This is a genomic window from Alteromonas sp. K632G (genome assembly GCF_017653625.1).
Lineage (GTDB): Bacteria > Pseudomonadota > Gammaproteobacteria > Enterobacterales > Alteromonadaceae > Alteromonas > Alteromonas naphthalenivorans.
The window spans coordinates 87,708-107,916 of record NZ_JAGGDM010000020.1 but is presented as its reverse complement, the minus strand read 5'-3'; the positions used below and the strand labels follow the sequence as shown (position 1 = coordinate 107,916).

Sequence of the window (20,209 nt, the reverse complement as noted above, 5' to 3'; positions counted from 1 at the left end):
TCACTGGCATTTTCGATGATGTGGCTACCCATGTACTGCTGAGTGAAATATATGCAGCAAAGATCAACAGGCCCTAGGTGTTAATGATAGTAGCGGTGTGAATTTTGAGGCTCGTCGCAACGCGCAAATTTATGTGTGCGGTCATTTTGAAGGAATGGGTAAGGGGGTTGATGCTGCCTTACAGGATGTACTTGGTAAACAGTACTACAGTATGCTTGTCGATAAAGGTCGTTATCACAGAGATCTTTATTAAAACTAAAAATCCGCTTATCACCGTCAACATCTCCTATGCGTTTATAACTATTAAAAGTTTACCTCCAAAATATACCTCCAAAATATGCCAGCCAATTGCGTCTTTAATAAACGCGTTACGAAAGTGTAGATAATACTATTGCGGATAGCTATGAGTAAAAATACACAGGGTTGATTGGTATAGAAGCATAAGGCATAACATAATGAGTTAACATTAAATTAACAAGCAAGTGTTATGGCTAAGATCCCACGAAGCAAATCCAATGACCAGAACTCCAGTGAGTACAGCACAGAGATGGCGGCAACTCGGCGTCAATTCGTGAAAGAAAAAACTGGCGCTGAAATGAATCATGTCGGTACATTTTCAATCGAGCCAGATACTTTGCCGGGCAATATAGAGCACTTCACCGGTGTCGCCCAAGTGCCTATTGGGTTAGCAGGTCCATTGATCATCGAGGGTGTAGATGCTCACGGGGAGTTTTATGTTCCAATGGCAACTACCGAAGGGACGCTAGTTGCCAGTTATAACAGGGGGATGCGGTTAACTGCTGAATCGGGGGGCGTTAAAACTACCGTTATTGATGATGCCATGCAGCGGGCTCCCGTATTTGTATTTGAAGATGCGCGCGCTGCACTAGCTTTCGGGAAGTGGGTAACTGACAACTTCGAACTAATTAAAGCCAAAGCAGAAGAAACGACTTCGGTAGGTAAGCTGCGTGATATCGAGCAGTATGCCGTATCAAAAATGCGTTGGTTACGTTTTAACTTTACCTGTGGCGATGCGGCAGGGCAGAACATGGTTAGCAAGGCCACGCGACATGCTTGCCAATGGATGCAAGCGCAACACATAGCTGGGCTTGAACACTTTGCCCTATCGGGTAATTTAGATACCGACAAAAAACACTCTTTTGTGAATTCGCTACATACCCGAGGTAAGCGCGTGGTGGCCGAGGCCACTATTCCTGCTGATTTAATGAAATCATTAATGCATTGCTCGCCTGAAGCGCTATTCAAGCAACGCCAGTTGTCTAACATGGGGGCATTTGTGGCAGGCAGCGTGAGCAATGGAGCCCACTTTGCCAATGGGATTACCGCACTGTTTATAGCCTGCGGCCAAGATGTCGCAAATGTAGCCGAATCATCAGCAGGGTATACCTACAGTGAAATTACGCCGAATGGCGATTATTATTTTTCTATTACTATCCCTTCACTCGTCGTAGCATCTTATGGCGGCGGTACAGGGTTAGCTACGCAGCGAGAGTGCTTAGAAACGCTAGGGTGTTATGGCAAAGGTGGCGTGAATAAGTTGGCTGAGATCATTGCTGCTACTGTATTATGCGGCGAGCTATCGTTAGGTGCGGCGGTAGTGGCAGATGAGTGGGTATCCAGTCATGATGAATATGGTCGCAATCGCCCATAGCTTTTTTCGTGCAAGCCACTCGCGTAACTATTAATAATAGTGATTATTGTTGAAAAGTAACAATATACGGGTGAGTCTATCGGTTATAACAATCTTGATAATATAAAAGCGTTTTACGCATGAACCTACTTACCTTTTCCTTCGCCTTTTTCATTTTGGTGGTATCAATGACCTTTTCGGCTTCTACATCTGGGGCTTCTACCCACAACACTGATACGGCCAGTGCGAGTAAACAAAAGGCCGATACAGTCAAAATCTCTAATGAATCTCCGTTAACCGTGCCAGCTAAAACGTTACCGCTGCCAAGTGCTTCAAGCGATGAACTTAAAAGCGCGATTTCTCAATACCCCATGCCGTCAGTTGATGAAGTCATTAACAACACGCCTCAATCTATAGAGCAGTGGCGTGAATTGATTCAAATAAGAAATGCAGATCAGAAAAAGAAAATCAAAAAAATGCGCAAGCAGTTTGATGTTGATGTGTCTTTGGAAAAAATTAATGGCGTACCGGTCAGGCGACTTACGCCAAAGACCATTGCCCCTGAATTTAAAAACAAGGTATTTATTGACGTACACGGTGGCGCTTACGTGTTTTTTTCCGGGCTGCCCAGCATAGAAGAAAGCTTGTTAATTGCCCATAGAGTGGGTATTACAGTGATTAGTATCGATTATAGCATGCCACCTCATGCGCCATTTCCAGCAGCACTTAACGATGTAGTGTCGGTTTATAGCAGCGTGGCTGCAGAACATGGCGCACAGAATCTTTTTATAGGTGGCACATCTGCAGGAGCAGGTTTAGTGCTTGCTGCCGTGCAAACGCTTATTGCTGACAAGCAACCGTTGCCAGCAGCAGTGTATGCGGGCACCCCTTGGGCTGATTTGACGAAAACCGGCGATACCCTTTATACCAATGAAGGTGTTGATCGTATTTTGGTGACATACCAAGGGTTTTTGGAAGCAGCGGCTAATCTATATGCTGGAAGCGAAAGCTTAACCCACTCCTCTATTTCCCCTCTTTATGGCAATTTTGCTGGCTTCCCGCCTACGTTTTTAATATCTGGCACGCGAGATATGTTTCTAAGCGATACGGTGCGGGTGAATCGTAAGCTACGTGATGCACAAGTACGCACCCAGTTAGAGGTTTTCGAAGGGTTATCCCATGCCGATTACGTTGTTGCTTATGAAACCCCAGAATCTCACTCTGTATACCAAGAGCTTAAGCAATTTCTACTAAGCGTGTGTACTAAAAGTAGCGACTAACCGCCGATAATGACAGATAGCAACATAAACAGCCCGACATAGGTCGTGTCGTTATTGACTAAGCATCACAGGTAATGCGATACAAATACCAATCAGCACAACACACCAAGTAATGAGTGCCGCTATATTGGTTTTAGTGAGTACATCCTGGCGGGTGTTAATAAAGGGCTGTTTAACCTTTTTGTGACTAAGCCAATACACTCCCAGTGAAACACCAAGCGCGGTTGAAAAACCAATCACGTTCCACCAAAACCAAAATACATCTGGTTGGGCTAGCCACAGATAGATGTTTAAAAGCACGCCAGCAATAAGCCCAGTATTCACCTGCTTTGCCGAAAGGTGTTTTGTGCACACGCCTAGAAAGAATGTCGCAAGAATAGGCCCGTAACATACAGAGCCAATCTTATTGATGGCCTCAATAATAGTAGGGGCAATATCATCTACCACAAAGGACAAACCCAACGTAAGCAAACCCCAAAACATGCCAACATACTTAGCAACCTGAAGGGTACTCTCTGGTGACAGTGTTTTGCCCGCAACTCGACAATAATCTTCAACAGATACCGCCGCTAAGCTATTAATTGCTGAACTTAAAGAGGACATGGCCGCGGCTAAAATGGCTACTAACAACAAACCTAAAATTCCGTTTGGAAGGTAGTTAACTATAAAGATAGGCATCAGCCAATCGGGTTGGTCGTCAGGAATTTGAGCAAGAAATTCTGGGGTGGTCAGCGCTAATGTGCCAATGATTAACCCTGCAAAGCAGTAAATTAACGTGATAGGGAAACGTAAGAAGCTGGCAGCCATGATAATTTTCTTCAAATCAGCTAGGCTCTTGGCCGACAGCGAACGCTGGGCTTCTGATTGGTCGCAGCCGTAATACGAAGCGTATAACACGATGCCACCAAAAATCATGGGCAGCAGGCCGAAACCTTCACCATCAAACCCATAAGATGCGGTGTTTAATGTAGAGAGTCGTTCTGGCTGAACTTGCTCAAGAAAGCTTGTCCAACCGCCTATGTGATATAGCCCAAAGCCCAAACACACCAACGCCCCTGCGACTATCAATACCATTTGCACGGCGTCACCATACACAACGGCTTTCATGCCACCTTGTAAGGAGTAAATGAGGGTTATAACCCCAATTAACAGCACGCTTTGCCAGAACGCTAAGCCCATGGTGCTTTGCAGTATGATAGAAATCGCATAAATCATGACGGCGGTGGCAAAAGAACGGCTTATTTGAAACACCACGCTAATGAGCACCCGAGAAGAGCGGCCAAAGCGTTGCTCTAAAAAGTCATAGACGCTGACTACGCCTGAGCGATACAAGGTAGGCAAGATAAAATAGAGTAGGGCTAGCATGGCAAGGGGAAGGGCAAGCTCGTATGACAACCAAATAAGGCCACCATTTTCTCTTAGCCCCACAAAAGCAGGGGCCGAAATAAAGCTAACTGCAGATAGCTGCGTGGCCATAATGGAAAGGGAGAGAGGCTTCCAGCCCAGCTGCCGATTAGCAAGAAAGTAATCTTTTTTACTCACCTGTTTTCGAAACACAAACCCCATGATTAACAAACCCACGAGGTAGATAGCCACTACTGTGAAATCGACAAAGTTCATACACGCTCACCGTGCAGATGCGCTGCTACCTTTGAAGTGCGTTGTAACTCGAGTAAAGCCGAAGTGAGAGCACCTAATACAAGCGTGCTTACAGCGAAAAGATGGTTATAGTGGCGCGGCATAAATCTTCCCTGATAGTGAGCGTACGAGATCGTTACTATTCAGATACGTTACCACAGGGTTCAAGCATGTGCTAAAAAGTGTTCGAACCACACCACAGCGGTTCGAACACGTGAAGTTATGAGCCGAACATCACCACAAGTACAGCCACTACTGCACCTAATCCCGCTATTTTAAGCCCATTTTTATACATAGGCAGCTTAGGCATAAACATCAAAAATGCAGAGATGACGAAAAACAAAAGCGCAACGCCAAAGCTAATGTTCAACCAGAATAATGGGCTGTTATTCGTCGCCTTGTGAAGCTTAACCATTTTTGCCAAAACAAGAGGATAGTCTTTACGAGTAATAGTAGCGACACCGTCTGTTTTGTTGTAGCTGCCCATATTTAACACAACTTGGCTGTCATTCTCTTCAACTACCTTTAAACCTTTTACCTTAATCTTCGAAGCTACCTGTTTTCCGTTCAAGTCTAGAGACAACTGACGGACTTCAGTTTTATCGAATTTCAGGAAATCGGTGGGGCGAAAAATGAGTAACACGCCACTGATAGCATAGATTGCCATTATGCCTGCTAAGAAAAAGCCTAACCATCGGTGATATTTACGGACGGCCATATGAAATTTTGGTGATGCCATAACTGCTTATTAATAGAATTATTTATTGATGAGCCTTTATAAACGAGACTGAGCGGTATTTGAAGGGTGTAGGTAAGATTAACGCTATATTTAGCAGCTATTTTCTTTAAGCCTGCTATTTTTGTTGTAAATGATTGGTAAAAGCCACAAAACTAGCATGGTACGAGCAGTGTAAAAAAGCTGCTACCACAATAGACTTTGGTCTAATATGGCGACGTGAAAAAGTAAATAATGTTTTAATGTTTAAATAAGCGTTTTTTAACGACAGAAAAGCGTTGTATATGCGTTCAAAAAAGAAATTGAATAATGCGGTGCAACATCGACACAGGACAATAATATGCAGTCAATAGCCATAGTATTACTCGGGATCGTGGGCATGCTCCTCGGGTGGTTCGTTTACTCGAAATTTATTGCCACGAAAATATTTAAACTAGACGATAACTTCACTACGCCTGCTCACGAGCTGCAGGATGGTAAAGATTTTGTACCTACTAATAAAGTGGTGCTCTGGGGGCATCACTTTACGTCAGTTGCTGGGGCTGCGCCAATTGTAGGGCCAGCTATCGCTGTGTACTGGGGCTGGGTGCCTGCCGTACTTTGGGTTATTTTCGGTACCATATTGTTTGCAGGTGTGCATGATATGGGGGCCTTGTGGGCGAGTGCGCGTCACAAGGGTAAATCGATGGGAGCTTTGTCTGAAAGTGTTATCGGCAAGCGTTCTCGTTCATTGTTTATGATTGTTGTCTTTTTAGTACTGTTAATGGTTAATGCCGTGTTTGGCGTGGTGATAGCAAACTCGTTTGTCTCTCAGCCTAATGCGGTTTTCCCAGCCTGGACAGCCATTGCCGTAGCGCTTGTTATTGGCCAGCTATTAAAACGTAACTTTGGTTTAATTCCTCTTTGCCTTGTGGGTATCGTGGTGCTTTACGCCTCGGTTTATGCTGGTAGCTATATCCCGATTAGCTTGCCTGAAACCATGTTCGGTTTAGCTGACAAAGCGAACTGGATCGTTATCCTGTTTATCTACGCTGCCATTGCGTCTTTATTACCCGTGTGGATGTTGCTTCAACCCCGTGACTTTATTAACGGTATGCAGCTGTTGGTTGGCCTATTTTTACTTTATGGCGCGGTCTTCTTTGCTATGCCAGACATTACAGCGCCAGCTTTCAATACACAGACGGCCATGGACTCTCCTAGCTTAATTCCCTTATTGTTCGTCACTATAGCCTGCGGTGCAGTGTCAGGCTTTCATGGTATTGTGGCTTCAGGCACCAGCTCAAAGCAGTTAGACAAGGAAACTGATGTACGCTTCGTGGGTTATTTAGGGGCGATCGGTGAAGGTTCTTTGGCGTTAATTACCATTGTTGCGGTTAGTGGTGTGGCGTTTGCGGCCTCTCCAGAAGAGTGGCATGAAGTCTACAGTCACTTAGGTGCAGGTAGCGTAGGTGCGTTTATTAGCGGCGGCGCGGCGCTTATTCATCAAGGGTGGGGGCTGCAGGAAGCTTTCTCATCAACCATACTGGCGGTAATGGTCGTGTTGTTCGCGGGCACAACTATGGATTCTGGTGTTCGTCTTCAGCGCTACATTATTCAAGAGTGGGGCGATATTTATAAATTGTCAGCACTTAAAAATGGTGTGGTCGCCACTTTCTTAGCGGTTGCTTGTTGCTTACTGCTAGCGTTCGGCGCAGGTGGTTCTTCAGGCGGTGGCGGTATGATCATTTGGCCGCTGTTTGGCTCTACAAACCAAATACTGGCTAGTCTTACCTTGTTGGTTATTTCAGTCATGCTGATTAAGATGGGAAGACCAGCCCGTTACACATTAATACCCATGGTATTCGTTTTGGTCATGGCTTTCTTTGCTGGGCTAATTAAACTTAAAGAATATTATCTTGCTGAAAATTACCTATTAGTTTTCCTAGATGCTGTGGTGCTAGTGGTGTCTGTGTTGGTGATGCTCGAAGCATGGTCTGTTGTGGCTAAACTTCGTAGCGGACATCAAGACGAAGTGGGCGAGAAGGAATAGCAACAGCGGTAAAAATAGTAGCTAGCCGCTATCACAACATTGTTGAGCGCTAGCTTTATACAAAGCCGACGTAGAGCGTTATTCTCTGCGTCGGCTTTTTTGTAGGCAATCGGGTTATTCGATGAGGTGGATTACTTCTCGTTCATTCACGGTAGGCGCGTAAATTTGCTATCATACGCATTCGCCTGATTTGGTAGATTTACCGCCAAGTAAATTGGCACATTAAGCTGGAAGTCGGAAGTCGGAAGTCGGATAGCAAGTCGGCAAAGCAAATCAGCATGTGAAAAATATAAATGTTCAACGCGGTTCGTTTGGAGTGGTATGACTGACCTAATGCTATTAGTGCAAAATTTCATCAGCCTATTTATGGAGTCTGCTCCGTGGCTGTTACTTGGCCTGCTGGTGGCGGGTATTATGCACGAATTAGTGCCGGTCAGCTTTTTAGAGCGCCACATGGGAAGCAGCTCAACCGCCTCTATCACGAAAGCCGCGGTAATAGGTGCTCCATTACCTTTATGTTCTTGTGGCGTTATTCCCGCTGCGATAGGGCTGCGTAGAAGTGGCGCCTCTAAACCATCGACAATTTCATTTCTAGTTTCTACGCCTGAAACAGGGGTTGACAGTGTTTCTGTTTCTTACGCATTACTAGGCCCCCTGTACGCCATCGTTAGGCCAATAGCCGCTATTGCTAGCGCAATCTATGCTGGTCTTATGGTGAGATGGTTTGATGGCGCTAAGTCTCAGAAACCGGCACATTCACATACTCACTCTCATAAAGGCTCTCATCAGCACCCACATAAACACGCGGGCAGTGTATCTTGCTGTTCAAGTGAATCCTCTGTAGCTCCAGAGCAAGAAGAAGCCGCATCGTTGGATAAAGCGCAAACGAGTTGTTGTGCTAGTGAAAAGCCAACCACACGTTGTTGCGATGGCACGGCCACTACTCAGGGTGAATCAGTAAAACAAGCAAACAAACTTACCCAAGTGCTTCGTTATGCCTCGGGTAAATTGCTGGAAGATATTGTGGTATGGCTACTTATTGGCCTAGCCTTAGCCGCAGCCATCAAAACTTGGGTACCAACAGACTTTCTCACTCAATGGGGTGATGGGGTTATCGCTATGTTGGTCATGGCCATCATTGGCATTCCTATGTATATTTGCGCCACGGCATCTACGCCGCTTGCAGTGGGTTTTTTAGCTGCTGGGTTATCTCCTGGCGCGGTGCTGGTATTTCTCATGGCAGGGCCGGCTACTAATGTTTCTACCATGGGCATGATCAAACAAGAAATGGGTTTTAGAACCCTGTGTTTGTATTTGTTTAGTGTAATCACAGCCAGTATTGGGTTTGGCTATTTGCTTAATTACGCGGTGTCAGCATTGTCATTAGAAGGCTTAATTCATATGGAAAGCCAACTACACAGTCATGGTGCTAACATTCAAGCGCTCTATGCAGCGTGCGCTATTCTTCTTGCTGCACTAATGGCTCGATTGGGCGTTAAAAAAGTCAATGCTAGGTTGGCACAGCGTGAAGAAAACCATCAAGACTGTTGTGGTTAACACAAAGGTAATAATGGTTAGGTAATTTAGTATATGGATACCTGTATTTATGAGTAAATTACTCGGTATTCGTATTTAATTCACCTGCGCTCTTGTAAGTCCGGTTAAGGCTTGCATAATGGTCGTTTGCTTCATACTCCGATTATCGGAAAGGACTCATGTTTTTACTCATCGTTTATGTATTGATTGCCTTGGGCTTCTCTTTTTTATGCTCAATTGCTGAGGCAGTCATATTAAGTGTGTCCTCAGCCTATATCTCTGTTTTAGAAAAAGAGAATCGGCCTAGCGGCATATTGCTACGAAAGCAAACCGATAATATCAATACGCCGCTATCGGCAATTCTAACGTTGAATACCATTGCGCATACCATGGGTGCTGCTGGTGCGGGTGCACAGGCTGCTAGTGTGTTTGGCGAAGCATATTTAGGTGTGATTTCAGCGGTATTAACGCTGCTTATCTTGGTTTTTTCTGAAATAATTCCTAAAACCGTCGGTGCAACCTATTGGCGTGGATTAGCGCCAGTGACAGCCTATTTCCTCAAGTATCTAATTATAATTCTTAAACCTTTTGTGGTGATGTCTGAATTGCTTACCCGTGGTTTTAAAGATGACAGCCCACTTCGAGGGTTAAGTCGCGGAGAACTTCACGCCATGGCCGAGCTATCAGGTCAAGAAGGGCAGTTGGCCAACCACGAGGCGGTATTTTTACAAAGCTTGTTAAGCTTGCACGAATTAAAAGTAAAAGATGCCATAACACATCGTACAGTGTTGTTTTCAGTGGCAGAGTCGATGACGGTAGAAGTGTTTTTCCATAAACACGCGCATATTGAGTATTCACGAATTCCTGTTTATGAAGACAAAGATTCGGAAAACATCACCGGTTATGTCATGCGTTCAGATTTGCTTGTGGCGCAAGCGCGCGGGAATACCGATAAACCATTGTCAGAATATGCTAAAGACATGGTGACCATATTAGGCTCTATGCCTTTGTCGATAACCTTCGACCATTTTATCGATAAACATGTTCATATGCTTTTAGTGGTAGATGAGTATGGCGGGTTGGAAGGGGTGATTACTCTTGAAGATTTGCTAGAGCGCTTGCTGGGCGTAGATATTATTGATGAAAAAGACACAACGGTAAGTATGCGCAGATTGGCGAAAATGATGACGCGCCGCAAAGAACGAATGATGGTCAAAAACGTACCCGATGAGTCGCTCGATAAGTCGCTCGATAAGTCTAAATCTAATGGTAACGATGATTAGTTCTGTTCAGTCGATGCGGTAGGTAACTGCGAGCTGAAGCAGGTTTTCGTGGAAGGTTTCACTAGATACCGATGTAGCGTTTAAAAATCGTAGATTTTCTTGGCGGCCTCGATTCACTTGCCACTCGGCTGATATTGCTATTTTCGAGCTCATAGCATAAGTGTAATTAACGGTAATGGCTTCCCCTCTACTGTTGTTGGGGTCATCTATGGTGCTGTCGTTATCTATCACTTGATACCAATCTAAACGTGTAGAAAGTTGATGTGCTTCATGGGTATACGTTGCAGCAATGTAGGCCGCGTAAAAGTCGTTATTAACAATGTCTTCCCCCATCAAAGTGTCACCTATCAGCCCTTGCCCGAAAAAGGTGACATTGCGGTTACGCATATGACGAAGGGTTAATGCGTGAAATCGCGTGCGCCATGCGTATATTTTGTCAGGGTCGAAAATGAGTGGATTGGCGCGGTTGTCGTAATAATAATAACGTAACTCTGAACGGCGCTTATGGGCTAAATGCGCCCCCACGTAATAACCTGTTTTCGTATCAATTTCACGAAAGGGGTCTGTCCATGCTGGAGCACCGATCCCCGCTTCCGATACCACGCCAGGAATAGGAGTGAATTTTACTCTATCATTGTTCAGCGATTGCCTGTCGTGCAGCGCAAAGCCGCGCCATGATAACAAGGTGCCTGTGGTGTCGTTACCCTTAAATAGGCTCCCTATTACTTTCCATGACCAGTCACGTCTAACTTGCCTTCCGTTTTGTCTTAAGCTTGCCTCTACACCAAACGTTCTAAGCTCTTCGCCTATCCAGCTGTTAATGGCTGAATTAGATAAAAAGTGTGGTGACAGCCACCCCATGTCGGTGTTTTCAGCAGAAATTGCAGGGTAGAAAAAGCCGAGCTTAACTTCTGGTTTAATGGTGGATGCAGTGAGTGGTCGGTATTGAGTATAGAGTTGGCTAACCCCGAGTTTTTGTTCTCCATCGCTATATCCATTGGCCACAGCATGAAACTGCCAATTATCGCTTAACACTTTATTATACGCTAGCACCGCTTGAGATAACGCAACTGCGTTATTTTCAAAGCGCTGGTGGGAGGCGCCATTTGTTTGAAATGTGTCAGCATTATCTGCTGAAAGAATACTACCTCTAAGCAACAACCTTGTATCTGAAAAAGCGTGAAAATTGATGAAGCAAAAAACAACGAAAATACAACGGCTCAGCATTAATAATCACCGAAACCATCATCAAAATCATCATCGCTTGCTATCACTTTCGATAACGTTAGCGTGAAGTTTTTATCGCTGTTCAACTCAATTTCAGTTTCAATAAAGGGCGTTTCGTTTGGCGCGTTAGGGTGCCAAAACTCAACACTGTATTTGCCAGTGGGAAGTGAGATGTCAGCATTTCCGTCATCTGCGGTTTTTAAAAAATAAGGGCTATCAGCAATAACGATGTAACCTAGCATCCAATCGTGAATGTTGCAGCCAATATCCACAATTCCAGCTTGCTCAAAGAACAATGGTTCGGCAGTAAATTCTTTGTAGAGCTTTAGCTCAAACTGCTTGGTGGGTGAAAAAGAATAAACATGATGGAACACGTTATCGGCGTTAGGGAAGGTAACTTCTGTGTTCTTTTGTACTACAAGTACATGAGGGGCAAACTGCTTATTGATTTGATTCATAATCGCAGTTTTAGGTGTTGATTCTGCTTCTGAGTGGTTAGTTTCTGTGCTGGGTAAATCAAATAAGGGGGTGAAGATAACCACGCCGTCTTTAACCGGGGACTGCTCGGCGTCTAATAGCGTTATTGATGCGGTTACATTATTTGCTAGCGCATTAAATGGCGCCAGCATTGCAATAAAAGCTACAGAGGCAAGAGCGGCTAGCACAGCAAGCTTATTCACGTTTTTCGCCACGCGCTTAATCCAGCAAGTGTTAGGTGTAAAAAAGCACGTTCCACACATTATTTCATTCATCTAAGAGTAACCCTATCTTTTGCTAAAAGCTTTTTTTTCAGTCATATAGAGACCGGAGGTAAAGCTGGTTTATTTCACAGTATTCTAAGCGTCACATGTTAATGAGTTAGGAAAACGCTCAATAAAATACTATTGGCAAGATCGACACAGTCAAAACATACCTACAAGAATAACCTTGCGCGACGGGTAAGGTTTTGTCCAGTTTAAACGATAGAGAATTTTCTAATGAGGTTGTGGTATACGTGATGAAGTTTATCGAGTTCTTCTCTGTTGGCTTTACCGCCTTGCACCAAAGACTGAATGCTTTGGTCTAGCTCATATAAGCTTTCACGAATGGTTTGGTCGCTAATCATGCTTTGCATCCATGTAATAGCAGCAATTCTCTCGCCGCGAGTTACCGGAGTAACTTTATGTAAGCTTGAGGATGGGTAGAGTACTGCGCTACCTAGGTTACCTTTAACTTTCTGCTCGCCGAACCCCGTCTGAATAACCAACTCTCCGCCTTCGTAATCGCTTGGGCTAGATAGAAACACCGTCATCGACATATCGCTACGCAAAACATCGGGGGTATTGGGAATGCGCATGATTGCCGCATCTACATGATAGCCGTAGGTTTGTGATTCACTGTAACGATTGAAACAAGGAGGGAAAATGCGCTGAGGTAGCGCAGCAGAGACTACTTGCGGGTGGTTGCCGAGGCTTGCCAACAAGTTGTTGGCAAGGGCTTGAACCGTAGCGTGCTGCGCGTCAGCTTGACCATTATTTTTAACCCCTGCTGCCATGCCCATTGCGGTCGCTTTTCCATCGTTAAATGGTACATCGGCTAAAGCAGCCCGATATTGCTTTACTTGGTCGGCGTCTAGTAGGTTATCAATAATGATCATTTTTTGTGTTTCTCTTTAAACTAACTTAGAACTCGTAGTTTACCGTACCGGTTACGTTACGGCCGTCACCAATGTACATGAAGGCACCAGAGCGATAAGCTGCAGTCCAGTATTCTTCATCAAACAAGTTGCCGATATTAACACGGAACGTTAGTTTTTCAGATGCGTAGTAGTTCGCAAACAAGTTAAATACTTGGTAGTCAGGAACGACAATTGAGTATTCACCCGTATCGGCATTGTAACCTGCCGCAGTGTCAGGTTGGCCACCAAACATTTCAGACTTGTACGTATAGTCACCACCAAAAGCGAACTTTTCATTGGGTTGATAACGCAGTTGTAAGTAGAAGCTTTCGTCAGCAAAGTTACTTAATGCAAGACCAATGTTAGATTCTGTGAATGAGTCTAGTACTTCTGAGTCCATGAAGGCGGCAGAGGCTTGAACACTAAACTTGTCAGTAATATCACCGCTAACACCAAATTCAACACCTTCAACTCGGTTTTCACCCGTGTTTAATGTACCAATGGTTGAGTAGTCATCTTCACCGATACTTTCATGTACATCGCTTTTCGTGATACGGAAGATTGATGCATTTGCCATCAACTTCTCATCAAATAGCATCCATTTTGTGCCAATTTCGATGTTTTCAACATGCTCTGGATCAGCTTGCGCAGCTTGTTCAGGCGTACCACATAGCCCACCGTAACCACAGTTTGCGCCAAGGTCAGACTCGCCGCCATTAATGTTTGTTGCTGTGCTGTAAGAGGCGTAAACATTACCGTGTTCAGTAATGTCATATACTAAACCTAAGTGTCCGTTAAACAACTCATCAGAAAACTCATAAAGGTCGCTACTTGTTTGGTTGCTATAGTCGTAGCTATCCATACGTAGGCCAAAGAACACGTCTAACTTATCGGTTAACGCAAAGGTATCCATGGCGTAAATGGCATAGGTTTCAATATCGAAAAGGGCATCTTCATCACCACGTTCAATGGTTCTGTCCATTAATGAGCCGATGTTATCGATAAGGTTTCCATCACCATCAAGGATACAATAGCTTTGTGATACGCCACGACGACCACCAATTGCACAGTTAGTATTTAAGTTTTCAATATCAAAAACACCGTTATCAACCGATTCATCGCTGTACTCAAAACCAAATACTAAACGGTGATCTAAGCCTGCAAATGACGTGTCCCAGAAAAGGTTAAATTGAGTCGTGAAGTAATCTACTTCTTGCCAGCCTTGGTGCGTGCTAAGTCGAAGTGTATCTACACCTGGTGCTGTTTCATCAGAATCATCACGGGTTGTTGCACTCATACCGGTCGTTACGTATTCGTTTTCAGTGTTACCTGCACGAGTCGCGTTATAAAAACGAACATTGTCGCTAATTTCGTATTCGGTACGGAAGGTAAAAGTGGTGACTTCTGAGTTTTGGAAGTCGTCATCTTGTGCATAAACAGGAATATCTTCTAACGGATAACCCGCATCACGGTCGTAGTAGCTCCCTAAGTCAGGTTTATCTTCTGCATTAAGGTAATAAACATCACCAATGAAAGACAATCTGTCGTTAGGGTTTAGTACGTAAGAAAGCTGAACACCATCACGTCCACGTTCAATGCCTTCGCGACCTGGCTTGTCTTCTTGAGACGTGAGTGCATTAACACGAATTGCACTGTTTTCCGTTAAGGTCTTATTCAAATCTACCGTTAAGCGCGTGTGCTCATCGGTACCAATGGCGGCATCAACACGACCAAAGTTATAGCTAGTAGAGGCTTTTTTCGTAATGCTGTTTACCGCACCGCCTGATGAACCGCGACCCGCAAATGTTGAACTTGGGCCTTTAGTAATTTCAACACGCTCGGTGGCGAAACTTTCACGTGTAGTCATACCTGGGTCACGCAAGCCATCAACAAAAACATCGCTGCGTGCTTCATGGCCACGTATTACATAGCGATCACCAAAAGCATTACCATTCTCACCTGTACCAAGAGTTACACCGGCTTGCGCAGCAAGAATATCTTTAAGGTCAGTTTTACCACTTTCTTGAATTTGGTCTTGTGTAAGAACACTAATGGTTTGTGGTGTATCAACAAGGTCGGCTAAACGACGAGGATCGCCAGACTTGTCATAGCGATAGATAGATTGCTGAACACCATGGATGCGAATTAGCTCAATTTCGTCTTGTTGCGCTTTACATTCCGCTTCTGTTTTATCTTTACAGATTTCAGTTTCTTGTGTTTGTGCAAAAGCAGCACCGTGTCCGAAAGCTAAGGCCGCAGCAATGGTTTGTGCGCCCATCGTTAACGTTTTATTTTTCATTGTGTGTGTTTTCCCTGTGTGTGTTTAGGCATCGAAGTGTATTCAAGTAGTAAATGAATGTAAATACTAATGAGAATAATTCTCATACGTTATTTATTTAGAGGGTTTTTAGTAAAACTTAAAGGGCTGCGTAAAAGGGGATATCACAACAAAGGGAAGGTGGTTTTCAAACCACCTCAAATAGCGTAGCGCATCAGATCTTTGGGAAGTTAACCGAAACAATCACTCCGCGTTTGTCATCTCGATTGGCCAGGGCGAGCGTGCCTTGATGAAAAGCGACAATAATGTCAGCGATATAAAGCCCCAAACCTAGATGTGGTGAACCTGCTGATTGCGCCGCCTCAGACTCAGGGCGAACCGATACCATTGATTGTACGAGTTGTTTTTTCATGCCTTCGGGCAATAGGGGCCCAGGGTTGCTCACAGTGAGGACAATTCTTTTGTCTTTGGTATAAACGGCTACATCTATGATGTCGTCGGGTTGACTAAAATCGACCGCGTTAGAAATAATTTTATCAAACATTTGCGCGATAAGGTCGGGGGCGCCCTTTAGCATCGCTGTGTCTTGTGAACAAGATAGTGAAAACTGCCTGTCTGTATAAGCATGTTGATACCCACCCACGCAGCCTTTAATTACGTCAATCATATTGAACGTGGTCACATCTTCCTGCGCAATGGCTTGTTCTAATCGTGTGGCTTCACTCATGGCATTCAAAATAGAACTTAACCGGCTTATACCGGATTGGGCACGTTGAACGAAAACATCTTGTTGCGTATTCGCCTGAGCGCTAACCTGAGATAACGCATCAAGGGATGATTTCACTACGGCTATTGGGGTTCTAAGTTCATGGGAAAGCCGAGAAGCCATGTTCTCTAAATAGGAGTTATATTGCTGTAGTCGCAATAAAACATCAGAAAACGCTCGCGACAGATCGCCAATTTCATCACCCTCTTTGGCAATAGGCAGTTTGCCTACAATTTTACCGTTAGCATCAATAATTGCCTCGGTGTTGTCTCGAAGCCGCCTAATACGGTTGGATATTCTGCTCGCGAAAAGCAATAAACCTAGCGTGCCCAGTAACATTACTGCCAAAATAACGTGGAATAGCTGCTCTAACGCTCGGTTTCTTAATGTGCGTATACCGTTAGTGGTTTGCTCCACCACCACTGCGCCCATTACCGCGCCCTCAATAAAGATAGGGTAAGCAGCAGACACTACCACGGCTTTGTTATCTGGCGTTAAGCGCCATAATGAATCCGGTTGACCATTAAGGGCTAGGCCAATGTCTCGGCCCGCCAACGCATAAGCATCCTCTAGTTCATCCACAAAATCGGCCGGTGGCTTAGTGAGAATATGGTAATACAAGGGCAGTAGCCAATGGGTTTCTACCCAGCGCCATACCGGGTTTTCGCTTGCTTCTCTTTTGGCAGTATTTAGCCCTGAGGCCGTTTGTATATCGCCTGCTCGCGCCAATACCCGCTTGTGATTATCTATCACCCATACGCGTGAGTCGGCATATTTTAGCCCTGCTAATATGCGCTCAATTTCAGGTGACGGGGTTACCACCGTACCTAGTTCATCAATGTTGTTGGTGTTAGCGGTGCCAATGGCGTAGCGTTTTTGCCTGGTTACCGGGTCGTCCACATCGACAATGGCAAAGGCGAGTGCGCCAGAGGTCATGGAAAGAGGAAAGCGAAGTTCAATATTGTAGCCAGTAGCGGTTTCTTGCCAGCGACCTTGAATACTTAACGCATTTTCCACCGCGCGATTTGTTGTGCCAGACTCAGCTAATTTAAACGCATTTACCCAGCCACTTTCGTAAGGGGCTACTACGTATCGTGCTAAGTGACCTGCTGGGGTTTGCATAGCAATAAGTAAATGGTCACCCCGCTCCACACTTAAACTATTTGCCTGTCGCCACAACAAGGCGTCGTCGGTGACGTTAAACATGGCATACAGAAACTGATCATATCGGCCTACCATATGCTCGAAAGAGAGGCTAATCGTTTTATCTGTGCCTTTGTTCACGCTAGCTGCGCCCTGGTTTTCGTCGTTAGTATGAAGGTTAGTAAAGCGCTCAACAATTTCATTAGCGCCATAGTGGGTAAGCAAGTCGTCAACTTGTTGCCAATCGTTTAGTTCACCGTCAAGCTGAATAGGATAAGGAATGGGCGGGGCGTATAAATCAGTGCCCGGGCGTACGTCTTTTAAATAGGCAGACTCGCTGTCGAATAACGCAGGGCGTTCATGCAGCGCTGTTGCTACCGCCCTCGCCGTACCTATCATGGTTTGCTCTTGACCTGTGCGAAGGTATTGCTCTAGCTCCCATACGTAATTATAGCCAAGGTAGGGAATGGCAAAAAAGAACAGCGACAACACAAGCAGCTGTAAGCGTATGGAGAACCTTAACCGCATATTAGCAATACCCTACAACTGCCATCGATATCCCATACCGTAAACGGTATCTATGTGGTCGAATTGTGGGTCTAATTGAATGAATTTTTTACGCATACGTTTTATATGAGAAGTAATGGTGGTGTCGTCTACTACCATGCGCGACTCATCCATTAATTGTTGTCTGCTTTTAACGTGGCCTGGGTGTTTAATCAGCGCGTGTAGCATCCAAAATTCTGTCACTGTCAGGGCGACAGGTTCGCCGCTCCAACTTACTGTCATACGAGAGGCATCAACTTTTAACTCGCCTATACGAAGCTCGTCTTTTTGCTTGACAGGGGCTGACATTAAATCGCTTCGTCTGAAAAGCGCGGCGATACGGGCAAGTAGGTGAGCCATGCTGATATCTTTAGTTAAGTAGTCGTCAGCACCCATGCGAAGCCCGCTAATGGTATCTACGTCGTTGTCTCTGGCGGTAAAAAAGATTATAGGCAAGGTGGGCGACAAACCTCGCAACTGCTGACATAGCAAAAAACCGCCCTCCATTTCTTCTTTTAGACCAATATCAATGATGGCTAAATCTGGCAATGCTTCGTTAAACGCCTGAGTTGCCGAGGGTCGGTCTTCAAACGCATTAACCTTGTAGCCTTGCGCTCTTAGGGCAACAAGGTAGTTTTCTCTTATAGCGGCATCATCTTCTACTAGCGCAATTGTTTTAGGCATGGGATCTACTCTCAATCATTCTTGGCACTACTATACCTTGGCAAAAGCGCGCGTGCCTGAGTTCGACGCAAATTCCATAAAGTCGCCCGCTTTTCGCCATATTTGCCATTAAACAAAATAGCTTTTCCATTATTGTGCCCTGATATTGCCTTGTCTGCTTGGTTAACTATACCTGTGCTTGGGAAGACAGATTGACTCAAGTATGACTCACTTTGGTACGCCAACCCCTTGCACTGTGCCTAACCCCCAACTAGGTGCAGTGCTTTTTTATACCTCCCACCGTCGGTTCCGTCTTCTTTATCTCGTTCTCTTCTTATTTTTGCTTGGCCGCGAAAGTCCTTAGCACCCTGAATCGTCTGTGAAACAGTCGGTAAAAGACAGGGCAGAAATGTTCAATATCGATAAAAGAATGCATTGAGGCTTCAATAAAAAAATCGACAAAAACAGTAAAATAATCGGCAAGATAAGGAGAGTGGCAGGCAGATGGGATAATAAGTGTGACATAATTACCCCCTTTTATATTTCGTCTTTGAATTAGTGATAGCATGAGTGAAATGGGTGTTGAATACCCCTATTACGGCAAGGGTTGAATTACTAGCATATGCCAGCACTATGCTTAAAACACGCTTACGGTAGGTATACCGTCATAGTATTACCGTTGCCGGTGTATTATGGCAGATGGGTAGTCACGTCAACTGGCGGCAAACTGATTTAATAGATTATTTGATTTACAGGGCCCTCGAATTACAGGGCGCTCGATTTACAAAGCACTCGATTTACAAAGCACTCCATTTACGGAGGCATCAAATTACGAGCAACTTACGGGTAGCACATGAAAGCGTTGGATATATCAGGCTTAACCAAAACGTATAAAGGTGGCGTACAGGCACTTAAAGGCGTAGATCTCACTGTTGATAAAGGGGACTTTTTCGCTTTACTTGGGCCGAATGGCGCGGGTAAATCTACCACTATCGGTATTATCAGTTCTTTGGTTAATCAAACCGATGGCAAGGTATCGATTTTTGGTTACGACCTTCATACCCAAAAAGAGCAAGCCAAAGCATGTATTGGCCTAGTGCCACAGGAATTCAACTTCAATCAGTTTGAAACCGTGATGCAAATTGTGCTCAACCAAGCGGGTTATTATGGCGTGCCCCGAAATATTGCGAAAGAGCGGGCTCAGAAGTATTTAGCTCAGCTCGATTTATGGGAAAAACGCGATGCCAGAGCTCGCGAATTATCAGGTGGCATGAAACGCAGGCTAATGATTGCCCGCGCTCTTATGCACGAGCCTCGTTTATTAATACTTGATGAACCAACCGCTGGCGTAGATATAGAAATCCGTCGTTCAATGTGGGGCTTCTTAGAAGAGATTAACCGCCAAGGTATTACCATTATCTTAACGACACACTACCTAGAAGAAGCAGAAATGCTGTGCCGCAACATTGCCATTATTAACAAAGGCACCATTGTGGAAAACACCAGCATGAAGGCTTTATTGTCGAAGTTGAACACAGAAACCTTCGTACTGGACATTAACCTTGGTCAGCAAAAGCCGCTTTTGACAGGTTACGAAAGCCGTTTACTTGACGACCATACTTTGGAAGTCGATGTGGAAAAGGCAGAAGGGTTAAACCCTGTTTTTGCTCAATTAACCGAGCAGGGGGTACAAGTACTGAGTATGCGTAATAAATCAAACCGATTAGAAGAGTTGTTTGTGCGTTTGGTTGAAACGGCAAAGGCAGAGGGTTGAAC

The 20,209-nt window shown here is 44.8% G+C and carries 15 protein-coding genes; 7 read left to right on the top strand and 8 right to left on the bottom strand.

Going from position 1 to position 20,209, the window contains the following annotated elements; translation table 11 throughout:
* Positions 1-97: 97 nt before the first annotated feature.
* The 3 genes from J5X92_RS17800 to J5X92_RS17790 all read left to right on the top strand — a co-directional run bounded on the left by J5X92_RS17800 (position 98) and on the right by J5X92_RS17790 (position 2,931).
* Positions 98-253, top strand: a complete 156-nt coding sequence (locus J5X92_RS17800; RefSeq protein WP_208806225.1) for a hypothetical protein — start codon at positions 98-100, stop codon at positions 251-253.
* A gap of 234 nt (positions 254-487) precedes the next feature.
* Positions 488-1,672 (top strand): hydroxymethylglutaryl-CoA reductase, encoded by a 1,185-nt coding sequence (locus tag J5X92_RS17795; protein WP_126871716.1) that lies wholly within the window; start codon positions 488-490, stop codon positions 1,670-1,672.
* Positions 1,673-1,791: 119 nt separating this feature from the next.
* Positions 1,792-2,931 carry an alpha/beta hydrolase gene (locus tag J5X92_RS17790; RefSeq protein ID WP_208806222.1) on the top strand — a complete coding sequence of 380 codons (1,140 nt, stop codon included), beginning with the start codon at positions 1,792-1,794 and terminating at the stop codon, positions 2,929-2,931.
* Between the two features lie 51 nt (positions 2,932-2,982).
* On the opposite strand, the gene J5X92_RS17785 is transcribed toward J5X92_RS17790, so the two are convergent.
* A complete protein-coding gene (locus tag J5X92_RS17785) occupies positions 2,983-4,551 on the bottom strand; it encodes a sodium:solute symporter (RefSeq protein ID WP_126871718.1) in 1,569 nt (522 codons plus the stop codon).
* A gap of 238 nt (positions 4,552-4,789) precedes the next feature.
* Entirely contained in the window at positions 4,790-5,308 is a 519-nt protein-coding gene (locus tag J5X92_RS17780; protein WP_126871719.1) for a hypothetical protein, read from the bottom strand.
* Between the two features lie 337 nt (positions 5,309-5,645).
* On the opposite strand from J5X92_RS17780, the gene J5X92_RS17775 reads away from it, so the two are divergent.
* From J5X92_RS17775 to J5X92_RS17765, 3 genes are all read left to right on the top strand, one after another.
* On the top strand, positions 5,646-7,334 hold the full coding sequence (locus tag J5X92_RS17775; protein ID WP_208806221.1) for a carbon starvation protein A: 1,689 nt from the start codon (positions 5,646-5,648) through the stop codon (positions 7,332-7,334).
* A 321-nt stretch (positions 7,335-7,655) separates the two neighbouring features.
* On the top strand, positions 7,656-8,891 hold the full coding sequence (locus J5X92_RS17770) for an SO_0444 family Cu/Zn efflux transporter (protein ID WP_013786317.1): 1,236 nt from the start codon (positions 7,656-7,658) through the stop codon (positions 8,889-8,891).
* Between the two features lie 158 nt (positions 8,892-9,049).
* Positions 9,050-10,153, top strand: coding sequence for a CNNM domain-containing protein (locus tag J5X92_RS17765; protein WP_126871720.1), 1,104 nt, complete (start codon positions 9,050-9,052; stop codon positions 10,151-10,153).
* 6 nt (positions 10,154-10,159) lie between these two features.
* Here J5X92_RS17765 and J5X92_RS17760 read toward each other — a convergent pair whose 3' ends face one another.
* The 6 genes from J5X92_RS17760 to pdsR all read right to left on the bottom strand — a co-directional run bounded on the left by J5X92_RS17760 (position 10,160) and on the right by pdsR (position 18,454).
* On the bottom strand, positions 10,160-11,380 hold the full coding sequence (locus J5X92_RS17760) for a hypothetical protein (protein WP_013786315.1): 1,221 nt from the start codon (positions 11,378-11,380) through the stop codon (positions 10,160-10,162).
* Positions 11,380-12,060, bottom strand: coding sequence for a methylamine utilization protein (locus J5X92_RS17755; protein ID WP_260563413.1), 681 nt, complete (start codon positions 12,058-12,060; stop codon positions 11,380-11,382). Before J5X92_RS17755 ends, J5X92_RS17760 begins: the two co-directional genes overlap by 1 nt.
* A 275-nt stretch (positions 12,061-12,335) precedes the next feature.
* Positions 12,336-13,016, bottom strand: coding sequence for a Fe2+-dependent dioxygenase (locus J5X92_RS17750; RefSeq protein ID WP_208806220.1), 681 nt, complete (start codon positions 13,014-13,016; stop codon positions 12,336-12,338).
* 25 nt (positions 13,017-13,041) lie between these two features.
* Positions 13,042-15,336 (bottom strand): TonB-dependent receptor, encoded by a 2,295-nt coding sequence (locus tag J5X92_RS17745; protein ID WP_208806219.1) that lies wholly within the window; start codon positions 15,334-15,336, stop codon positions 13,042-13,044.
* 193 nt (positions 15,337-15,529) lie between these two features.
* Positions 15,530-17,752, bottom strand: coding sequence for a proteobacterial dedicated sortase system histidine kinase (gene pdsS, locus J5X92_RS17740; protein ID WP_208806218.1), 2,223 nt, complete (start codon positions 17,750-17,752; stop codon positions 15,530-15,532).
* A 12-nt stretch (positions 17,753-17,764) separates the two neighbouring features.
* The gene (gene pdsR / locus J5X92_RS17735) at positions 17,765-18,454 is read right to left on the bottom strand and encodes a proteobacterial dedicated sortase system response regulator (protein WP_013786310.1); all 690 of its coding nucleotides are present in this window, start codon (positions 18,452-18,454) and stop codon (positions 17,765-17,767) included.
* 832 nt (positions 18,455-19,286) lie between these two features.
* On the opposite strand from pdsR, the gene J5X92_RS17730 reads away from it, so the two are divergent.
* Positions 19,287-20,207, top strand: a complete 921-nt coding sequence (locus J5X92_RS17730) for an ABC transporter ATP-binding protein (RefSeq protein ID WP_126871722.1) — start codon at positions 19,287-19,289, stop codon at positions 20,205-20,207.
* Positions 20,208-20,209: the final 2 nt, after the last annotated feature.